Source organism: Synechococcus sp. Cruz-7E5 (genome assembly GCF_024345995.1).
Taxonomy (GTDB): domain Bacteria; phylum Cyanobacteriota; class Cyanobacteriia; order PCC-6307; family Cyanobiaceae; genus Regnicoccus_A.
Map to the genome: position 1 here is coordinate 61,566 of NZ_JAGQCE010000011.1, position 15,203 is coordinate 76,768.

The 15,203-nt window shown below is 67.8% G+C and carries 14 protein-coding genes and 1 tRNA gene; 8 read left to right on the forward strand and 7 right to left on the reverse strand.

Annotated features, from left to right (window positions below):
- Nucleotides 1–7: 7 nt before the first annotated feature.
- The 4 genes from KBY77_RS12145 to KBY77_RS12160 all read left to right on the forward strand — a co-directional run bounded on the left by KBY77_RS12145 (nt 8) and on the right by KBY77_RS12160 (nt 3,437).
- The gene (locus KBY77_RS12145) at nt 8–511 is read left to right on the forward strand and encodes a CGLD27 family protein (RefSeq protein ID WP_255104773.1); all 504 of its coding nucleotides are present in this window, start codon (nt 8–10) and stop codon (nt 509–511) included.
- 31 nt (nt 512–542) lie between these two features.
- The gene (locus KBY77_RS12150; protein ID WP_255104776.1) at nt 543–1,526 is read left to right on the forward strand and encodes an asparaginase; all 984 of its coding nucleotides are present in this window, start codon (nt 543–545) and stop codon (nt 1,524–1,526) included.
- A gap of 51 nt (nt 1,527–1,577) precedes the next feature.
- Nucleotides 1,578–1,654, forward strand: a tRNA-Met gene (locus KBY77_RS12155).
- A gap of 103 nt (nt 1,655–1,757) precedes the next feature.
- Nucleotides 1,758–3,437, forward strand: a complete 1,680-nt coding sequence (locus KBY77_RS12160; protein WP_255104778.1) for a GMC oxidoreductase — start codon at nt 1,758–1,760, stop codon at nt 3,435–3,437.
- Between the two features lie 161 nt (nt 3,438–3,598).
- Here the strand turns inward: KBY77_RS12160 and KBY77_RS12165 are convergent, their stop codons facing one another.
- The 3 genes from KBY77_RS12165 to KBY77_RS12175 all read right to left on the reverse strand — a co-directional run bounded on the left by KBY77_RS12165 (nt 3,599) and on the right by KBY77_RS12175 (nt 7,518).
- Nucleotides 3,599–3,832, reverse strand: a complete 234-nt coding sequence (locus tag KBY77_RS12165; protein ID WP_255104850.1) for a DUF2811 domain-containing protein — start codon at nt 3,830–3,832, stop codon at nt 3,599–3,601.
- A gap of 322 nt (nt 3,833–4,154) precedes the next feature.
- Entirely contained in the window at nt 4,155–5,321 is a 1,167-nt protein-coding gene (locus KBY77_RS12170) for a sirohydrochlorin chelatase (RefSeq protein WP_255104781.1), read from the reverse strand.
- A 103-nt stretch (nt 5,322–5,424) separates the two neighbouring features.
- Nucleotides 5,425–7,518 (reverse strand): HDIG domain-containing metalloprotein, encoded by a 2,094-nt coding sequence (locus KBY77_RS12175; RefSeq protein WP_255104783.1) that lies wholly within the window; start codon nt 7,516–7,518, stop codon nt 5,425–5,427.
- Nucleotides 7,519–7,594: 76 nt separating this feature from the next.
- On the opposite strand from KBY77_RS12175, the gene folD reads away from it, so the two are divergent.
- The 4 genes from folD to KBY77_RS12195 are packed head-to-tail and all read left to right on the forward strand — an operon-like array spanning nt 7,595 to nt 11,448.
- On the forward strand, nt 7,595–8,497 hold the full coding sequence (gene folD / locus KBY77_RS12180; protein WP_255104785.1) for a bifunctional methylenetetrahydrofolate dehydrogenase/methenyltetrahydrofolate cyclohydrolase FolD: 903 nt from the start codon (nt 7,595–7,597) through the stop codon (nt 8,495–8,497).
- 52 nt (nt 8,498–8,549) lie between these two features.
- Nucleotides 8,550–9,452 (forward strand): geranylgeranyl diphosphate synthase CrtE, encoded by a 903-nt coding sequence (gene crtE, locus KBY77_RS12185; RefSeq protein WP_255104787.1) that lies wholly within the window; start codon nt 8,550–8,552, stop codon nt 9,450–9,452.
- Complete coding sequence (locus tag KBY77_RS12190; protein WP_255093469.1) at nt 9,449–9,994, forward strand: divergent PAP2 family protein; 546 nt, start codon at nt 9,449–9,451, stop codon at nt 9,992–9,994. Before crtE ends, KBY77_RS12190 begins: the two co-directional genes overlap by 4 nt.
- Nucleotides 9,976–11,448: an AAA family ATPase gene (locus KBY77_RS12195; protein ID WP_255104789.1), complete on the forward strand. Its 1,473-nt coding sequence runs from the start codon at nt 9,976–9,978 to the stop codon at nt 11,446–11,448. The genes KBY77_RS12190 and KBY77_RS12195 overlap by 19 nt, the downstream gene beginning before the upstream one ends.
- Here KBY77_RS12195 and KBY77_RS12200 read toward each other — a convergent pair.
- The 4 genes from KBY77_RS12200 to KBY77_RS12215 are packed head-to-tail and all read right to left on the reverse strand — an operon-like array spanning nt 11,445 to nt 15,190.
- The gene (locus KBY77_RS12200) at nt 11,445–12,131 is read right to left on the reverse strand and encodes a GAP family protein (RefSeq protein WP_255104792.1); all 687 of its coding nucleotides are present in this window, start codon (nt 12,129–12,131) and stop codon (nt 11,445–11,447) included. The two genes, KBY77_RS12195 and KBY77_RS12200, sit on opposite strands and share 4 nt — an antisense overlap.
- 22 nt (nt 12,132–12,153) lie before the next feature.
- Entirely contained in the window at nt 12,154–12,402 is a 249-nt protein-coding gene (locus KBY77_RS12205; protein WP_255104795.1) for an acylphosphatase, read from the reverse strand.
- Nucleotides 12,399–13,883, reverse strand: a complete 1,485-nt coding sequence (locus tag KBY77_RS12210) for a cobyrinate a,c-diamide synthase (protein WP_255104798.1) — start codon at nt 13,881–13,883, stop codon at nt 12,399–12,401. Before KBY77_RS12210 ends, KBY77_RS12205 begins: the two co-directional genes overlap by 4 nt.
- Before the next feature lie 20 nt (nt 13,884–13,903).
- The gene (locus tag KBY77_RS12215) at nt 13,904–15,190 is read right to left on the reverse strand and encodes a glucose-6-phosphate dehydrogenase assembly protein OpcA (RefSeq protein WP_255104800.1); all 1,287 of its coding nucleotides are present in this window, start codon (nt 15,188–15,190) and stop codon (nt 13,904–13,906) included.
- Between the last annotated feature and the right edge of the window lie 13 nt (nt 15,191–15,203).

Here is a 15,203-nt window from a genome sequence, read left to right on the forward strand (position 1 = left end):
GACTGCCATGGATCAGGCCTGCTCGGAGAGTCCCTGCCCGGTACCGCCCGAGCAGCGTCCCCTCGAGGAATACCGCCAGCTTTGCGCCTCCTGGTTTTTCGCCTGGCCGTCTCTCACCAACGCAGGTCTGAGACGGCCCCTCCTGATCAGCTGGCTTCTGGCTCTGCCGCTCACCGCCTTGATCAGCTCAGGCAGCTGGCCCCTGCGCCATGCCCCCCTGCGGCTGGCGGCTGTGGCCGCCGTAGCGGCAGTGCTGCCTGCCCTGCTGCTGCTGACACGTCAGTGGCTGGGCTGGTCCTATGTCAACCGTCGCTTGCTCTCCGAGCGGGTGGAGTACGAGGAATCAGGGTGGTACGACGGCCAGGTGTGGGAGAAGCCCCTGGCCTGGCGCCAGCAGGATCTGCTGGTGGCCCGTCACCAGGTGCGGCCCGTGCTCTTGCGGCTGCGCCAGGCCCTCAGCCTCGCCATTCTGTTGCTCCTGGGGGGTTCAGGCCTCTGCCAGGCTCTCTGAGCGCTCCAACCGCGGTCCCTTTTCCTCCCCGATGACCCTGTCTTCCAGCTTCGGCAGCCCTCAGCGCCCCGGGGTTCCTCCCCTGGAGGTGCGTCTGCTGCGCAACGGCATCGCGGAGTCGCTCCATCGCGTCCACGCTGTGGTCTGCGACAAGCGCGGCCGGGTCCTGATGCGTGCCGGTGACCCCCAGCAGCTCAGCTTCGTGCGCTCGGCGCTGAAGCCGTTCCAGGCCATGGTCTTCGTGAGCAGCGGCGCCGCCGATCAGACCGGCAGTGGCGACCGCGGACTGGCCATTGCCTGTGCCTCCCATACCGGCACCGCCGCCCACGCCCGCGAGGCCTTCAAGATCCTCTGGAGCGCCGACATCGAAGCCGAACAGCTGCAGTGTCCGACCCCGGTGGGTGCCGACAGCCCGCTCCAGCACAACTGCTCCGGCAAACACGCGGCTTTCCTCACCACCTGCCGGCGTCTGCACTGGCCGCTGGAAAGCTATCTGCACGTGGACCATCCACTGCAGCAACAGATGCTGCGCCGGGTCGGGGAGCTGCTGGGGCTGCCAGGGGCCGAGCTGGTCACCGCTCGCGACGACTGCGGTGCACCGACACTGCAGCTGCCCCTGGCCCAGATGGCCCTGCTCTTCGCCCATCTCGGCTCCTCCGAGCATGCGGATCTGGAACGGCTCAGCAGGGCGATGCTCGCCTACCCGGAACTGGTGGCCGGTGAGGGCCGATTCGACACCGAGTTGATGGCCCGGGGTCACGGCATGGTGATCAGCAAGGGTGGTGCCGAGGGCATCCAATGCCTCAGCCGGGTGGGCGAGGGTCTTGGTCTGGCGATCAAGGTGGAAGACGGCGCCAGCCGGGCCAAGCACGCCGTGGCTCTGCACCTGCTTGAGCAGCTCGACTGGCTGACCCCGATCACCCTAGAAGACCTCAAGCGCCAGTTCCTGGTGCCAGGGGAGGGACTCGAACTGGCAGTGAGCGGAGAGTTGCGCTTCGACGCCGCTACCCCCTGAGGGCTTCGGTTTGCTGGCGGGCACCATGGGCTGGTACTCTCAATCCAGCGCCGCGGGGTAGAGCAGTCTGGTAGCTCGTCGGGCTCATAACCCGAAGGTCAGGAGTTCAAATCTCCTCCCCGCCACCAAATCACGGAGACCGGTCATCTTCAGATGGCCGGGCTTTTTGATGGCGGGTCGATGAAGCTCTGCCCTAACGTCGCCCCCTGCTGCCGGCTGAGAAGCCATCGGATGTCGTCTGGCCTTGCCACTTCCCCAAGCTTCGATCCATCCCTCACCTATGACGCCGTGGTGGTGGGCTCAGGAGCCACGGGCGGTGTGGCCGCGATGGTGCTGGCGGAGGCGGGCCTGGGGGTGCTGGTGCTGGAGGCTGGCCCCGATCTGAGCCCGGCAAGGGCCTTCGGTCGAGAGCCAGGCAACAGCCTTCGCCGGCTGGCCAACCTCAGCAGCGGACGCCAGAACCTGCAGAGTCAGCATCCGGGGTACTGGAAGACCAACCCCGATCTGTATGTCGATGAGATCGAGAACCCGTACACAACTCCCGAGCAGCGTCCATTCCTGTGGAGCCGCGGGCGGCAGGTGGGCGGCAGGAGTCTCACCTGGGGGGGCATCACGCTGCGCCTCTCCGACCACGAGTTCTGGGCGGCCGAACGTGATGGCCATGGCCTGTCCTGGCCGATTGCCGGGGAGGATCTCAACCCCTACTACGACCGGCTTGAGCGCATGCTCGGGGTGCACGGCCAGTGCGACGGGCTGCCCCAGCTTCCAGACGGCCAATACCTGCCTCCCCTGCCGTTCACTCCCGCCGAGGAGCACCTGGGTGGCGCGATCTCCCGCGAGCTGGGCCTGCCCCTGATCCACTCGCGCGGCTTCCGGCTGCAGCCACGTACGGCCAGCAGTCCATGGCCCCGTTCCTGCTCCCAGGGTGGTGCCCTGGCCCGTGCCCTGAAAATCGGCCGGGTCTGCCTGCGCAGCAATGCGGTGGTGAGCCATGTGGAGATCGGCAGCGGCGGGCTCGCAGATGGGGTCGTTTTTCTCGATCGGCTCAGCGGCGCTCGCCACCGCGCCCGGGCCCGACTGGTGGTGCTCTGTGCCTCCACTCTCGAGAGCGTGCGGATCCTGCTGCACTCCGGCGAACCGCACCAGAGCCGGGGCCTGCCTGATGGCTCGGGCTGCCTGGGGCGGTATCTGATGGATCACATCTCCAGCAGCCGCTTCTTTGCCCTGCCCGATCAGCCGCCACCAGCTGAGGTGGCGGAACTGTCAGGGGCTGGCAGCGCCTTCATTCCCAACACACTGAATCTCGATGGCCGCGGTGATCTGCCCTTCCTGCGCGGCTATGGCCTCTGGGTGGGGGTGCAGCGCTTTGATCCACCAGCGCCGTTCAAGCGCCACCCCCGCGAAGCGGTGGGTTTCCTGATCGGTCACGGCGAGGTGCTCCCCCAGGCCGGAAACCGGCTCACGCTCAGTACTTCCGTCAGCGACGCCTGGGGGCTGCCGGCCGCTCACATCGACTGCCACTGGGGGGAGAACGAGTTGAGCTTGGTGGCGCACATGCAGGAGCGGATGCAGCAGGTGGTGGCGGCCGGTGGCGGAGAGATCCACCCCCTCCAGGACCTGTTCCTGTTCCCCTTGGCTGAACCCCTGCTTTGCCGCAGCGTGGCCCTCGCCCCCACGGCCGCACCGCCCGGTTACTACGTCCACGAGCTGGGCGGCGCGCGCATGACTTCAAGCCGGGAGGACGGGGTGCTTGATCCGTGGAACCGCCACTGGCAAGCGCCGAACCTGCTGGTGACCGACGGGTCCTGTTGGCCCAGCGCCGGCTGGCAGAGCCCGACCCTGACGGAAATGGCGATCACCTGGCGAGCCTGCGAGAGAGCGGCGGCGGATCTGCGCCGCTCCGGGATGTGAGCGGCTGCACACCAGCGGGTGCAACTGGTGTCGATGACCACAACCCGGCTGGATCTCAGGCCGCACAATTCGCAGGCGACCTTTCAACGGGTCGGGCAAGGGAGAAACGGCGGGAGCGGCAGCTTCCGCTTTTTTTTGGCGTTTTTCCTCGCTGCCGGGCCTCAGCTGGAGCCGGCCTTCATGAACAGGCCATCTAGGTAGTGCTGGGTGACGCAGCGATCACTGCAGCCGTTCTGGAACAGGAAACCGGCCAGGGCGGAGGTGATCAGGCGGTACTGATCCCAATGGGGGTGGCTGCGCATGAACTCGTGCATGCCATTGAAGAGGTCTTCGGGGATCTCCGCTTCCAGGCTGATGTCAGCGCGGCCCCGGGGCTCTTGGCCATCGTGATGCATGGGCATGAATCCTCTTGGGTGCACCCAGAAAGCCACGGGGAGGGGGGTGACGTCAAAGCGGCCTGGCGGCGTCGAATCCACCTGGCCCAAGCCTGAGACAGCCAGCCCATGAGCGGCCTGGCGGGCCTTGGCGAGATCCCCGGCAGGGGGCGCAAAGGACTGGGGGCGGACTGTCAAGTTCTGGGCCTGGGGAAGGGCGGAATCCCCAGGCCCAACGCCGTGGCGGCCTGTTCGACCCCTCAACCTGTGGAAAAACCCCTCTTGACCTGGGGAAAACCCCCTTGACCTGGGGAAATCGTTGATGCATCAGCAGGGCTGATGCCTAACGTGTCTCCTGCGACTCGGCTGGGATCGAGACAGGTGAGCCAGCCACTCCCAGGCTGCGGGGGCCAAGCGGATGGTCCGCCTGGGGATAGGGCGCGTGGGTGTGGGCATGACCTGCTGGGCCATGGCTGTGGTCATGGCTGTGGTCATGGCTGTGGGCGTGGTCTTCGTGCCCGCTGCTGTGACTCAGGGGAATCGGCACCCCGTCGGGCTGGCAGGCGCCGGTGCACTCCCGCTCGCAGAGAGTGCAGCTCTCCACCAAGCCCTCCACGTGGTGGTGGTGGCTGCGCTGGGGAGCCCCCACCTCACTCTCGAAACCCAGCACCTGGGCCCGGTACTTGCACAGGGAACAGTTCATCTGCGTGTCCCCCCGGATCACCTCTTCCACCCGCTCACGGAAAGTGTCAAGCACCAGTGGGTGATCCCCCAGGTAACTGGCTGAAAGGAACTCGATCTCAGGGTGATCGGCCGCCACCCGTTGGCTGTGCTGCTGGATCCGGCTCACCAGCACCCCCGAGAAGAGGAAGTACGGAAAGACGACGATGCGTCGGAAGCCCAGCTTGATCGCATGGCGCAGGCCCGGCTCGACCAGCGGGAAGGTGACCCCGGAGTACAGCGTCTCCCCCCAGCCGAAGCCCATGCCCTCCACAAGCATCCGCGTCACCTTGCTGACGTTGGAGTTGGCATCGGGATCGGATGAACCGCGTCCAACCACCACCAGCAATGTGTCGTGCAGGGCTACGGAGGGGCCCGCCTGTTCCAGACAGGCGGAGATCCGGGCGGCCGCAGCCTGGATCATCTTGCGGTCGATCCCCAGCTCCCGTCCGTAATCGATGCGCAGGCCGGTTTCGGCCGCATAGGTGTTGAGCACCGAGGGGATGTCGTTCTTGGCATGACCGGCTGCGAACAGCATTCCCGGCACCGCCAGCACGTGCTCCACGCCTTGGGCCCGCAGATTGTCAAGGCCATCACGCAGGATCGGGCGGGCGAATTCCAGATAGCCGTAGTCGACTGGAACGCCCGGCAGAAGGGTGCGCAACCCCTCGGCCAGCTGAGCGAACTCGCCCACGGCAAGTCGATTGCGGCTGCCATGGCCGCAGACCATCACACCGAGTTTGCCGTGGGGGCCAAGGGCCGCCAGGGGTTGCGCTGGAGAAAAAACCATGGGCCGTCCTGCCTGGAGGGACCCTATCGCTCCCCCCGGGGCAGTTCAGGGGCCGCAGGCAGAGGGGAGAAATGCCTGGCGATATGGATTCCTGTTCGCCAGCTCAGGCGCTGTAGGCCTTGCGCGCCGGAATCGGGTAAGGAATGCGGCGGTGGCGCATACGCCGCCACACCTTCACGAAGGCGCGGATCACCAGCTCCAGTTCGCCACGGCTGATGCCGCTGTCTCGGAGCTGTCCATCGAGCCGCCGAGCATCGATCAGGCGCCGAACCATCGCCGCAGCCCCCTGCTCCGACGTGCCCGGAGGCAGAGAGCGCAGGGCGGCCTCGCAGCCGTCGGCAAGCATCAGGATCCCCGTTTCCCGGCTCTGGGGAGTGGGGCCGCGGTAGCGAAAAGCGGATTCCGGAGTGGAGGGATCGCGCTCGCGCGCCTGGTGAAAGAAATAGCCCATCCGCAGGGTGCCCTGGTGCTCGGGAATGAAGTCTTCGAGGGGGCGGGGCAGGCGGTACTTCCGCGCCAGCTTGAGGCCCTCATCCACGTGGGCCTGCAGAACCTTGGCACTGCCGAAGGGATCATCGAGCTGATCGTGGGGGTTGGGCCCCTCGGACTGGTTCTCGATGAACCACTGGGGCGCATGCAATTTGCCCACATCGTGATAGAGCGAACCTGTGCGGATCAGGTCCACGTCGGCACCGATAGCCCGGGCACCCTCCTCGGCCAGACCGCAGATCATCAGGGTGTGCTCGAAGGTACCCGGGGCCTCGGTGGAGAGGCGGCGCAACAGCGGACGTTCCAGATCGGCCATCTCCAGCAGGCAAGCCCGCGTCAGGAGCCCGAAGAAGCTCTCCACCAGAGGGCCAAGCAGCAGGACCCCCATCAGCAGCCCCCCCATCAGCAGGGCCTCGGCGGCCAGTTCAGTGCCGCTGGGGAGCACCTGGGTGCGTCCATGCCAGAGGGCCACGCTCTGCAGCACTAGCCACTGCAGCACAAGGGCACCGACCGGCAGCAGGGTTGCCAGCTGCACAAGCTGAGCCCGGCTGCGCTGGCGTCCGGCCAGCAGCGCTGCAGCCAGCGCCACCAGGGCCGCCACCAGCAGACGGATTTCGCTGAAATCATCCAGCGGCTGGGGCCAGAGCAGGCTGGCCACCGCCAGCCAGGCCAGGCCTGCCGGAGTTCCCATGGCCTGGGCCAACAGCAGAGTGGGGGGCACCAGCAGAGCCAGCGGGCTGGCGGCGTTTCCCAGCCAGAGCTTGAAACCCTGCACCACAGCCAGCATCGCCAGGGCCAGCAGGGCGTGGCGTGGCTCCAGGCTGCAGCGCCATCTCCGCATGATCAGCACCATCACGATGCAGCCGGCCAGGGCTTCGATCGAGTAGCCCATCCAGGCCCAGAGCAGCGGCCTGCGGTTCACCATCCCGAAATAATCGAGCACGTCGTAGGCCTGCGGACTGATCGGTTCCCCGCGGCGGGCAATCAGATCTCCCTTCTTGACCACGATCCTGGGAATGCCTTGCTGGCTGAGCAGCTCCTCGATCAGCTGCTGGCTCATCAGCGTGTCGGTGCGCAGATTGGTGCGCCCCTGCAGGTTCGTGGCCAACAGGCGCCCACCCAGGCTCAGTCCGGGTTCCTCCATCGGCGAAAGCTGAAGGCGGGCGGCCTGCTCCAGCTGGCGCTTGGCGAGGTTGCCCACGATCCCCTGGCTGAGCATGCGTTGCTGCGCCTTGCGCAGAGCCAGCTTCCAGCTGTTGAGATCCTTCGGGTCGCGGCCCACCAGCCAGGTCTGCTCCAGGGAGCTGAGGTTTAGGGGTCCAACACGGGTCTGGCTGCTGCGCGACACCTGATCCAGCTCCAGCAGCTGGCGCTCCAGCCGCTCCTGCAGCACCCTGTTTGCCTCCAGATCCACCACCTGCACTTGGGTCCGGGTCCCCAGCTGAGAGCGACGCTGCTCCAGGGCCTCGCTGTTGATGACGGTGGCGTCCTTGGGGGCACTGACGCTGATCGGTGCGGGAATGCCCGGCCGCAGGCTCGGCTCCACCAGCCAGGGCCAGCTGGAGATCAGGGCCACCAGCGCACAGGCCAGCAGGATCGCAGCCCAGTCGAGCCGACGCCAGGAGCAGAGGGCCTGGCAAGGGCTTTCCTGCCGCAACAGCTGCCGCCAGATGTTCTTGAGGCGACCCTGTCGCAGCACCTTCACCATTGCCTGAGACCAAACGCTAGCCAGGGCGCCTGCGCACGCTCCACTGCATGCTGGGACTGACTGCAAGCATGAACCGATGGCCCTTCGCCTCGATGGCCGCCAACTGGCGGCCGAGCTGGAGAATCGCCTGCGCGCAGTCATCTGCGACAGGCTTGAGCGGGCCAGCCGCGCACCCGGTCTGGCAGTGCTGCGGGTGGGAGATGATCCCGCCAGTGGCGTCTACGTGGCCAACAAGGTCAAGGCCTGTGCCCGGGTGGGCATCCACAGCGTGGTGGAGCACCTGGGCTCTGACATCGCTCCGGCAGAACTGCTGGCCGCGATCACGGCACTCAACAATGAACCGGCGGTGGATGGAATCCTGCTGCAACTGCCCCTGCCGGCAGGTATGGAGGAAGCACCCCTGCTGGCGGCGATCGATCCGGCCAAGGACGCCGATGGACTGCACACCCTCAACCTAGGCCGGCTGCTCAAGGGAGAGCCGGGCCCCCGGAGCTGCACACCGGCGGGTGTGATGGCCCTGCTGGCCCGCCATGGGATCGATCCCGCCGGCCGCCGGGCCGTGGTGGTGGGGCGCAGCATTCTGGTGGGTCAGCCGATGGCCCTGATGCTGCAGGCCGCTGATGCCACCGTGAGCGTGGCCCATTCCCGCACCACCGACCTGGCCGGTCTCACCCGCCAGGCAGAAATTCTGGTGGTAGCCGCCGGTCGGCCGCGCCTGGTGGGCGCCGAGCATGTGAGCCCCGGGGCGGTGGTGGTGGATGTGGGAATTCACCGCCTGGATGGGGGCCTCTGCGGTGATGTCCGTTTCGAGGAGGTGGAGCCGCTGGCCAGCGCCATCACACCCGTGCCGGGTGGTGTGGGGCCCATGACGGTGACGATGCTGCTGGTTAACACCGTGGTGAGCTGGTGGAGGCGGACGGAGGGGGGGGATCCGGGCCCAGGTTCTGCTGACAATCCTTTGGCGGATCTGCTGCCTTGAGCCACTGCCGGACCGGTGGCCTGAGAGAATCCCCGCCAGCGCGCTGGTATCCATGGCCGTGGCGGTGAGCACGGAATTTGATTTCGCCGCCTACCTGGAGTCGGCCCGGGGGCAGGTGGAACTGGCCCTTGAGGTGGCTCTGGGGCCGGAGCGGCCGGAGTCCCTCCGGGAAGCGATGCGCTATTCGCTGTTGGCCGGTGGCAAGCGCCTGCGTCCGATCCTTTGTCTGGCGGCCTGTGAGCTGGCCGGCGGCGAGGTGGCCCTGGCCCTGCCCACAGCTGTGGCGCTGGAGATGATCCACACCATGTCGTTGATCCACGACGATCTCCCCGCCATGGACAACGACGACCTGCGGCGGGGGCGTCCCACCAACCACAAGGTCTATGGCGAGGCCCAGGCGATCCTCGCCGGTGATGCCCTGCTGACCCGAGCCTTCGAGATGGTTGCCCTGCGCAGCCCAGGCGTGCCGGCGGAGCGTCTGCTGCAGGTGGTCGGTGAACTGTCCCTCTCCGCCGGAGCTCCGGGGCTGGTGGGCGGTCAGGTGGTCGACCTGGAATCGGAGGGCAAGGACGTGGACCTTGACACCCTGGAGTACATCCATCTGCACAAGACCGGCGCCCTGCTGCAGGCCTGCGTGCTCACCGGGGCCATGATCGCCGGGGCCTCAGAACCCCTGCTGCAGGGGCTGCGCACCTACTCCCGGGGCATTGGTCTGGCCTTTCAGATCATCGACGACATCCTTGATCTGACTGCCAGCAGCGAAGTGCTGGGCAAGACAGCAGGCAAGGACCTCACCGCCGATAAGACCACCTACCCCAAACTTCTTGGGCTGGAGGAATCGAGGCAACGGGCCGAAGCCCTGGTGGCAGAGGCAAAGGCTGCCCTCCAGCCCTGGCAGGCCAATGCCCAGCCTCTGCTCGCTCTGGCCGACTACATCACGAGCCGCGACCGATGATCGGTTCTCCCTTCTCGGCTGGTCCCCTGATTCAGTTGCTCGACAACGGAGTACTGGCCTGGGCTCTGATTGCCTGTGGTCTGGCCCAGCTCGGCAAGTTGCTGGTGGAACTGGTGGAGCATGGCCGTTGGCGGCCGGCTGTGCTGTTCGAAACCGGTGGCATGCCCTCCAGCCACTCGGCCCTGGTCACAGGAGCCTGCGCCGGCATCGGCTGGGAGCTGGGCTTCGCTGATCCTCTGTTCGCCTTCGCCTGCACCATCGCCTTCATCGTGATGTACGACGCCAGCGGCGTACGCCGGGCCGCGGGTCTGCAGGCCGCCCGCCTCAACTCCCTGCCAGCCTCCCTCTGGACGCCCGAGCCACGGCCACAGCCAGCGGCCGCCACGGCACCGCTCAACCGCCTCAAAGAAAGCCTCGGCCACACCCGCTTGGAGGTGCTGGCCGGCAGCCTGATCGGCCCGGCGATCGCCCTGACGGGGCTGGCCCTGGCCGGATCCCCGCTGCAGATCGCCCAGGGGTGGGGTTGGCTGCCCCTGGCCTGAACGACAGCGCACCCGCTGCCCCCCTGGAGCTCACCCTCTCCCAGAGCCGCGCCGTGGACACCTTCACGGCATGGCTGGCGCGACCAGCCCGGGATGAGCCCTTCGTGCTCAGCGGCTATGCCGGCACCGGCAAGACCTTCCTCTCAATGGTCTTCCTGGCCGCGGCAGAAGCCAGGGGTCTCTGCTGGACCGCGGTGGCCCCGACCCACAAGGCTGTCGGGGTGTTGCGGGGATATCTGGAGCGGGCGGGACTGCGCCCCACCTGGCACCCCTCCACCCTGCACCGGCTGCTGCGGTTGAAGCTGCGCCGCCAGGGGGGGCGCGAGGTCTGCGAGGAGACCGATCAGACCGCCCTGGCCCTGGAGCACCTGGGGCTGGTGCTGATCGATGAGGCCTCGATGGTGGACGGCAGCCTGCTGCGCTTCAGCCTGCAGGGGGCCCATCCCTACGGCACCCGCCTGGTGTTCGTGGGGGATCCGGCCCAGTTGCCGCCAGTGGGGGAAGCGAGCAGCCCGGTGTTCGCGCTGCAACGGGCCTGCCGCGCCGATCTCAGCGAGGTGGTGCGCCACCAGGGACCCGTGTTGCGCCTGGCCACCGCTCTGCGCCAGGAGCAGCTTCCTTGCCGATTACCGCCGGTGGGTCCCCGACGACAGACGGCCCAGGGGGATGTGGTGGTGCTGGAACGCAGCGCCTGGCTGGAGTCCGCCCAGGCGGCTCTGCGCAGGGCATCCGCAAGCGACGATCCCGACGAGGCACGTATCCTCTGCTACACAAATCGATCTCTGGAGCGGTTGGTGCCCCTGGCACGCCGCGCCATCCATGGCGCCATGGCCGACCAGCTGCCGGTGCTGCCCGGCGAAGTGCTGCTCAGCCGCATGGCGGTGATGGCGCCGGCCTGCCGCCAGGGGGCCGCAGAGGGAGAGGAGCCTGACATGGTGCTGGCCTCAAACCGGGAGCTGCTGGTGCGGGATGTGACCCCGGAGCGCTGCGACCTGGCCGAGTTCGGCGTGGCGGATGCCCCGGTGATCGACACCCAGCTGGTGGAAGTGGTCTTCGGGGAGAACCCCCTGAGTCTGCGCTTGCTGCCGCCGGTTGGAACCGCCGCCAGGCAGCAGCTGGAAACCGTGCTGGCGTCCTTGCGGCGGCAGGCCCGGGAGGCTGGCCAGGACCGGGGCCGCTCCCTCTGGCGCCGCTACTTCCTGGTGCGTGATGCCTTCGCCTCCCTTGGCCCTGCCGCTGTGCTCACCGTGCATCGCTCCCAGGGGAGTGGGTTCGGAGAGGTGTTCATCGATGGGGATGTCTTCTGGCCGTCCGACCTGCGCCTGCGTCGCCAGCTGGTTTATGTGGCCGTGACCAGGGCACGGCGCGGCGTATGGCTGGCAGGAGGACCCGGCGATGAGGCGGATCGCCGCCGCTGGCAGGAGGCTCTTGCTGAAGATCCCAGTGCTACCTAGGCCAGCTGGAGCCCCTCGATGCCCTGCCAGGCCAGATAGGCCGCCAGGGCCAGACTGATCGTGCCCATCACCAGCTCACCATTGGCGTAGAGGCTCTGCTTGCCCCGCTGCAGCAGTGGCAGCATCCGCTCACGGCCCAGGGCCACCCCAAGCAACGGCAACAGCAGCAGCAGACTGGCCGCCAGGCTGAAAAGGCCGGCCAAAAGCACCTCCTGGCCGCGACCCAGGCCGGCGGCCAGGAGGGCTGAGGCCCCCTTCGCCAGCAGGACCAGGTCGTCGGGGCTGACCACCTCGATCGCCACACTCACGCCGATCAGCAGCGGCAGTGGCAGGGCGCAGAAGCGATCAAGCTGGCGAATCCAACCAGCGGGTTCTTCTGCGCCGGCCTTGGTCGGCAGCAGATCCCTGATACCCAGGGCCAGCAGAGCCCCGGCGCCGATCAGATCCAGGCCGGTGCGGTGGTCGCTGCCCTGCTCCATGGTCAGCAGCAGGCCATGTCCAACCGACAGCAGCAAGGCCATCATCGTGGCGATGGTGAGGATCCAGCTCAGCAGAAACAGTCCGCCCCGGCGCAGGGGATCGGGCCCCAGCAGCAGCAACAGCAGCAGGCCGATGTGGATCGGACTGAGGCTGATGACGCTGCCGTAGGTCAGCAGCTCGGCCCAGAGTTTGGCATCGGTCATGGGGCTGGCGAGAGATCGGGGCTCAACGACGCACCTCAAACCAGTCGTGGCCATCGAGCGGAATCATGCACTCGCTGACGCTGCTCACCTGGGCACCGGCAGGGCCCGACTCACACCAGATCCTGAGCTGCTCAAGGTCGTGGCTGCATCCTTCCGCCTCCAGTTCCACCCGACCGTCGGAGCGGTTCCTCACCCAACCGCCCAGGCCAAGGGCCTGCGCACGTCTGCACAAGGCCTGCCGGTAGCCGACCCCCTGAACCCGGCCACTCACGATGAGGCGCCAGCGCTCAATGGAGGCACTGCCAGCGCTGCGTCCCCGGCTGCCACCGCTGCCTCGGGGAAAGGAGTCGCCTGGGCGGCCGCGTCGCGCAGGCGCCGGCAGATCTCCGGACATCCAGCCCAGTGGAGGTGCAGCCAGGTTGCGTGAATTGTTGGTGTCGTCCATCCTTCCAGCCGCGGTGCCCAACCCCAGCCTTCAAGCTGCCACAGCCGTTCGCTGCCGTCCATGACTGTGTCACTCAGTTCCCAGCGGTGAAATTCATGGCCAGCGAGCACCTCACCGCGGCGGGTCACCAGACCATCGCCGAGGGGAGTGGCCTGGCGATAGCCCAGTTGCAACGAACCGCGCCTGGCGCTGAACGGCAGCAGGCCGGCCATGGCGTGGGCCTCACCCAGGGGATCCTCCAGCATCTGGCCAAGCAGCAGCAGGCCGCCGCACTCGGCGTAGATCGGCAGGCCGGCGGCGGCGGCCCGCCTCAGGTCGCCCTGGCTGCGCTGGCTGGCGGCCAGCTCAGCGGCATGCAGCTCCGGGTACCCCCCCGGCAGGATCACCCCCCGACACCCCTGGGGCAGGGGCTGATCGGCCAGGGGTTGCCAGGGCAGAGCGTTCACACCCAGAGCCGTGAGCAGTTCCGTGGCTTCGGGATAGCGGAAGTGGAAGGCGGCGTCGCTGGCGATGGCGATCGGCAACTCCCCTCCGCGCTCGTTGCACTCCAGATCCGCTGGTGTCTGGGCTGAGCGCTCCAGGCACCAGCGGATCGGATCGCGGACGCTGCCCTCAGCGACCTTCAGGGGCGGCGGCGGCGCCAGAAGAGGCAGCAGGCGCTCCAGATCCAGGTGGCGCTCCGCCAGGGCGGCCCACTCCTCGCTTCTGGCCTGGAAATCCTGCAGCTCATCGGGAGGCAGCAGTCCCAGATGCCGGGAGGGCAGGCTCAGATCGGGGTGGCGTGGCAAGGCCCCCAGCAGGGGCATGGCGATTGAGGCGAGGGCCTCGCTCAACAGAGCCCGGTGGCGTTCGGTACTGACGCCGTTGAGCACCACTCCGGCCAGCTCAAGCCCCGGCTGGTGATCGCGAAAGCCCCGCACCATGGCCGCCAGGGAGCCCGCCTGCCGGCTGGCCTCAACCACCAGCACCACCGGCAGACCCAGCAGGCTGGCCACCTCGGCGGAGCTGCCATCGGCGCTGGCCCCCCGGCCATCGAAGAGGCCCATCACCCCCTCCACCAGGCAGTGGTCGGCCTGGCTGCCCCACCAATGGAAGGCCCGTTGCAGCCACTCCTGGCCGCAGAGCAGGCGGTCAAGGTTGCGGCAGGGCCGCCCGCTCACCCGCCCCAGCAGCTGGGGGTCGAGGTAATCAGGCCCCACCTTGAAGACCTGAACGCTGGCCCGGCTGCGGCGCAGCAGGGCGCTGAGGGCAAGGCTGAGCAGGGTCTTGCCGCTGCCGCTGCAGGGGGCGGCGATCAGGCAGGCCATGGCTTCGAACCCGCAGGCCGTCAGGCGTTGGGCAGGAGTTTGGCAGCCAGCGGCGCCGCGGCGGCCAGCAGGGGATTGGTGGAGTCGTGGCCACCCCCGAGCAGCCGGGCCATCTCCCACTCATCAGTGGCATGGGCCATCGGCACCACCTCCTCGGCCAGCTCCATCCGGGCCATGCCCCCGGCCTCGAGGCGCATGCAACCGCCCGATTCCGAACAGAGGATCACGCAGAGGGGCTGGCTGCCTGGCGGTTGGCAGATCAGGCGCAGACCGACCACGCTGCCCGGATGGCTGCTGGGCACACCCACAGGCACGGGTGTGAGATGGAATTGAACGGGTATCCCGTCGTTACGCTCGAATTCGGCGCGGATCTCCTCCTCGGCGGCGGCGTTGCTCTCCACCCAGTGCCAGCCCAGGCGATCAGCCAGCCAGGCGGCCAGTAACAGGCCCTGCACGGGATGGGTGCCTTCGACGTCGATGTCGAGCTGCACGACGTGATTGAGGGCGTCACGGCGGCTGGGGGGGTCAAAGACCATGGCCAGCGATTCCCGCCAGGCGCGCTGCCGCAGCCAGTTGAGGTCATTCACGGGCTGACCGCTGCCCACGCAGCTCTCCAGCAGGTCCAGGCAACGGCGCGGGGTGCCAAGGGCCGTGTCAATCACCAGGCGGCGACCAGGTTCAGCGAGAGCATCCAGCAATTCAGGCGCCTCGTCCAGGGATCCGTTCCACCAGACCCAGCAGGGCAGATCAGCGGGCACGAGAGGTTGCAGCAACTGCAGACCCTGCTGCAGTGCACCGAAGTCGCCCCGCAGCACCACCACATCGCCGCAGGCGGCGGTGGAGCCTTCGCCCGGCAGGGGGCAGTAGGCAGCAACCAGGGTTTCCAGTGGCTGGCCGTGGTTGAGGGTGGGCGCCAGAGTGATCAGCCGACGGGGCTGGAAGGCGCTGATCGCCGCGTCAATGTGCTGGCCGCGCAGATCTTCGATGGCATGGTCACCGCTCTGCTGACCCAGGGCCCAGGCGAGCTTGGGCGAGAGGGGGGAGATGCTCAGGGGCAGGTCAGAGGTGAGCACGGCCTCCCGCGCGGCCTCCAGAAGTTCAGTGCGGACCACACCGGTGACGGGGCCGTCGAGGCGGCCGGTACGCACCAGATGCTGCTCCACCCAGGCCGGTTGCCAGACCAGCAGGGTGAAGGTGGAGGCCCCGCTGGCGGATTCGAGGTCCTGGCTCCAGAGCTTCTCGAGGTAGTCGGTGAGCTCGGGCGGTGGCAGGGCCACGGGGGCCTGAAGGGTGAGCTGGGGGGACATGGGGTTGGCTCGT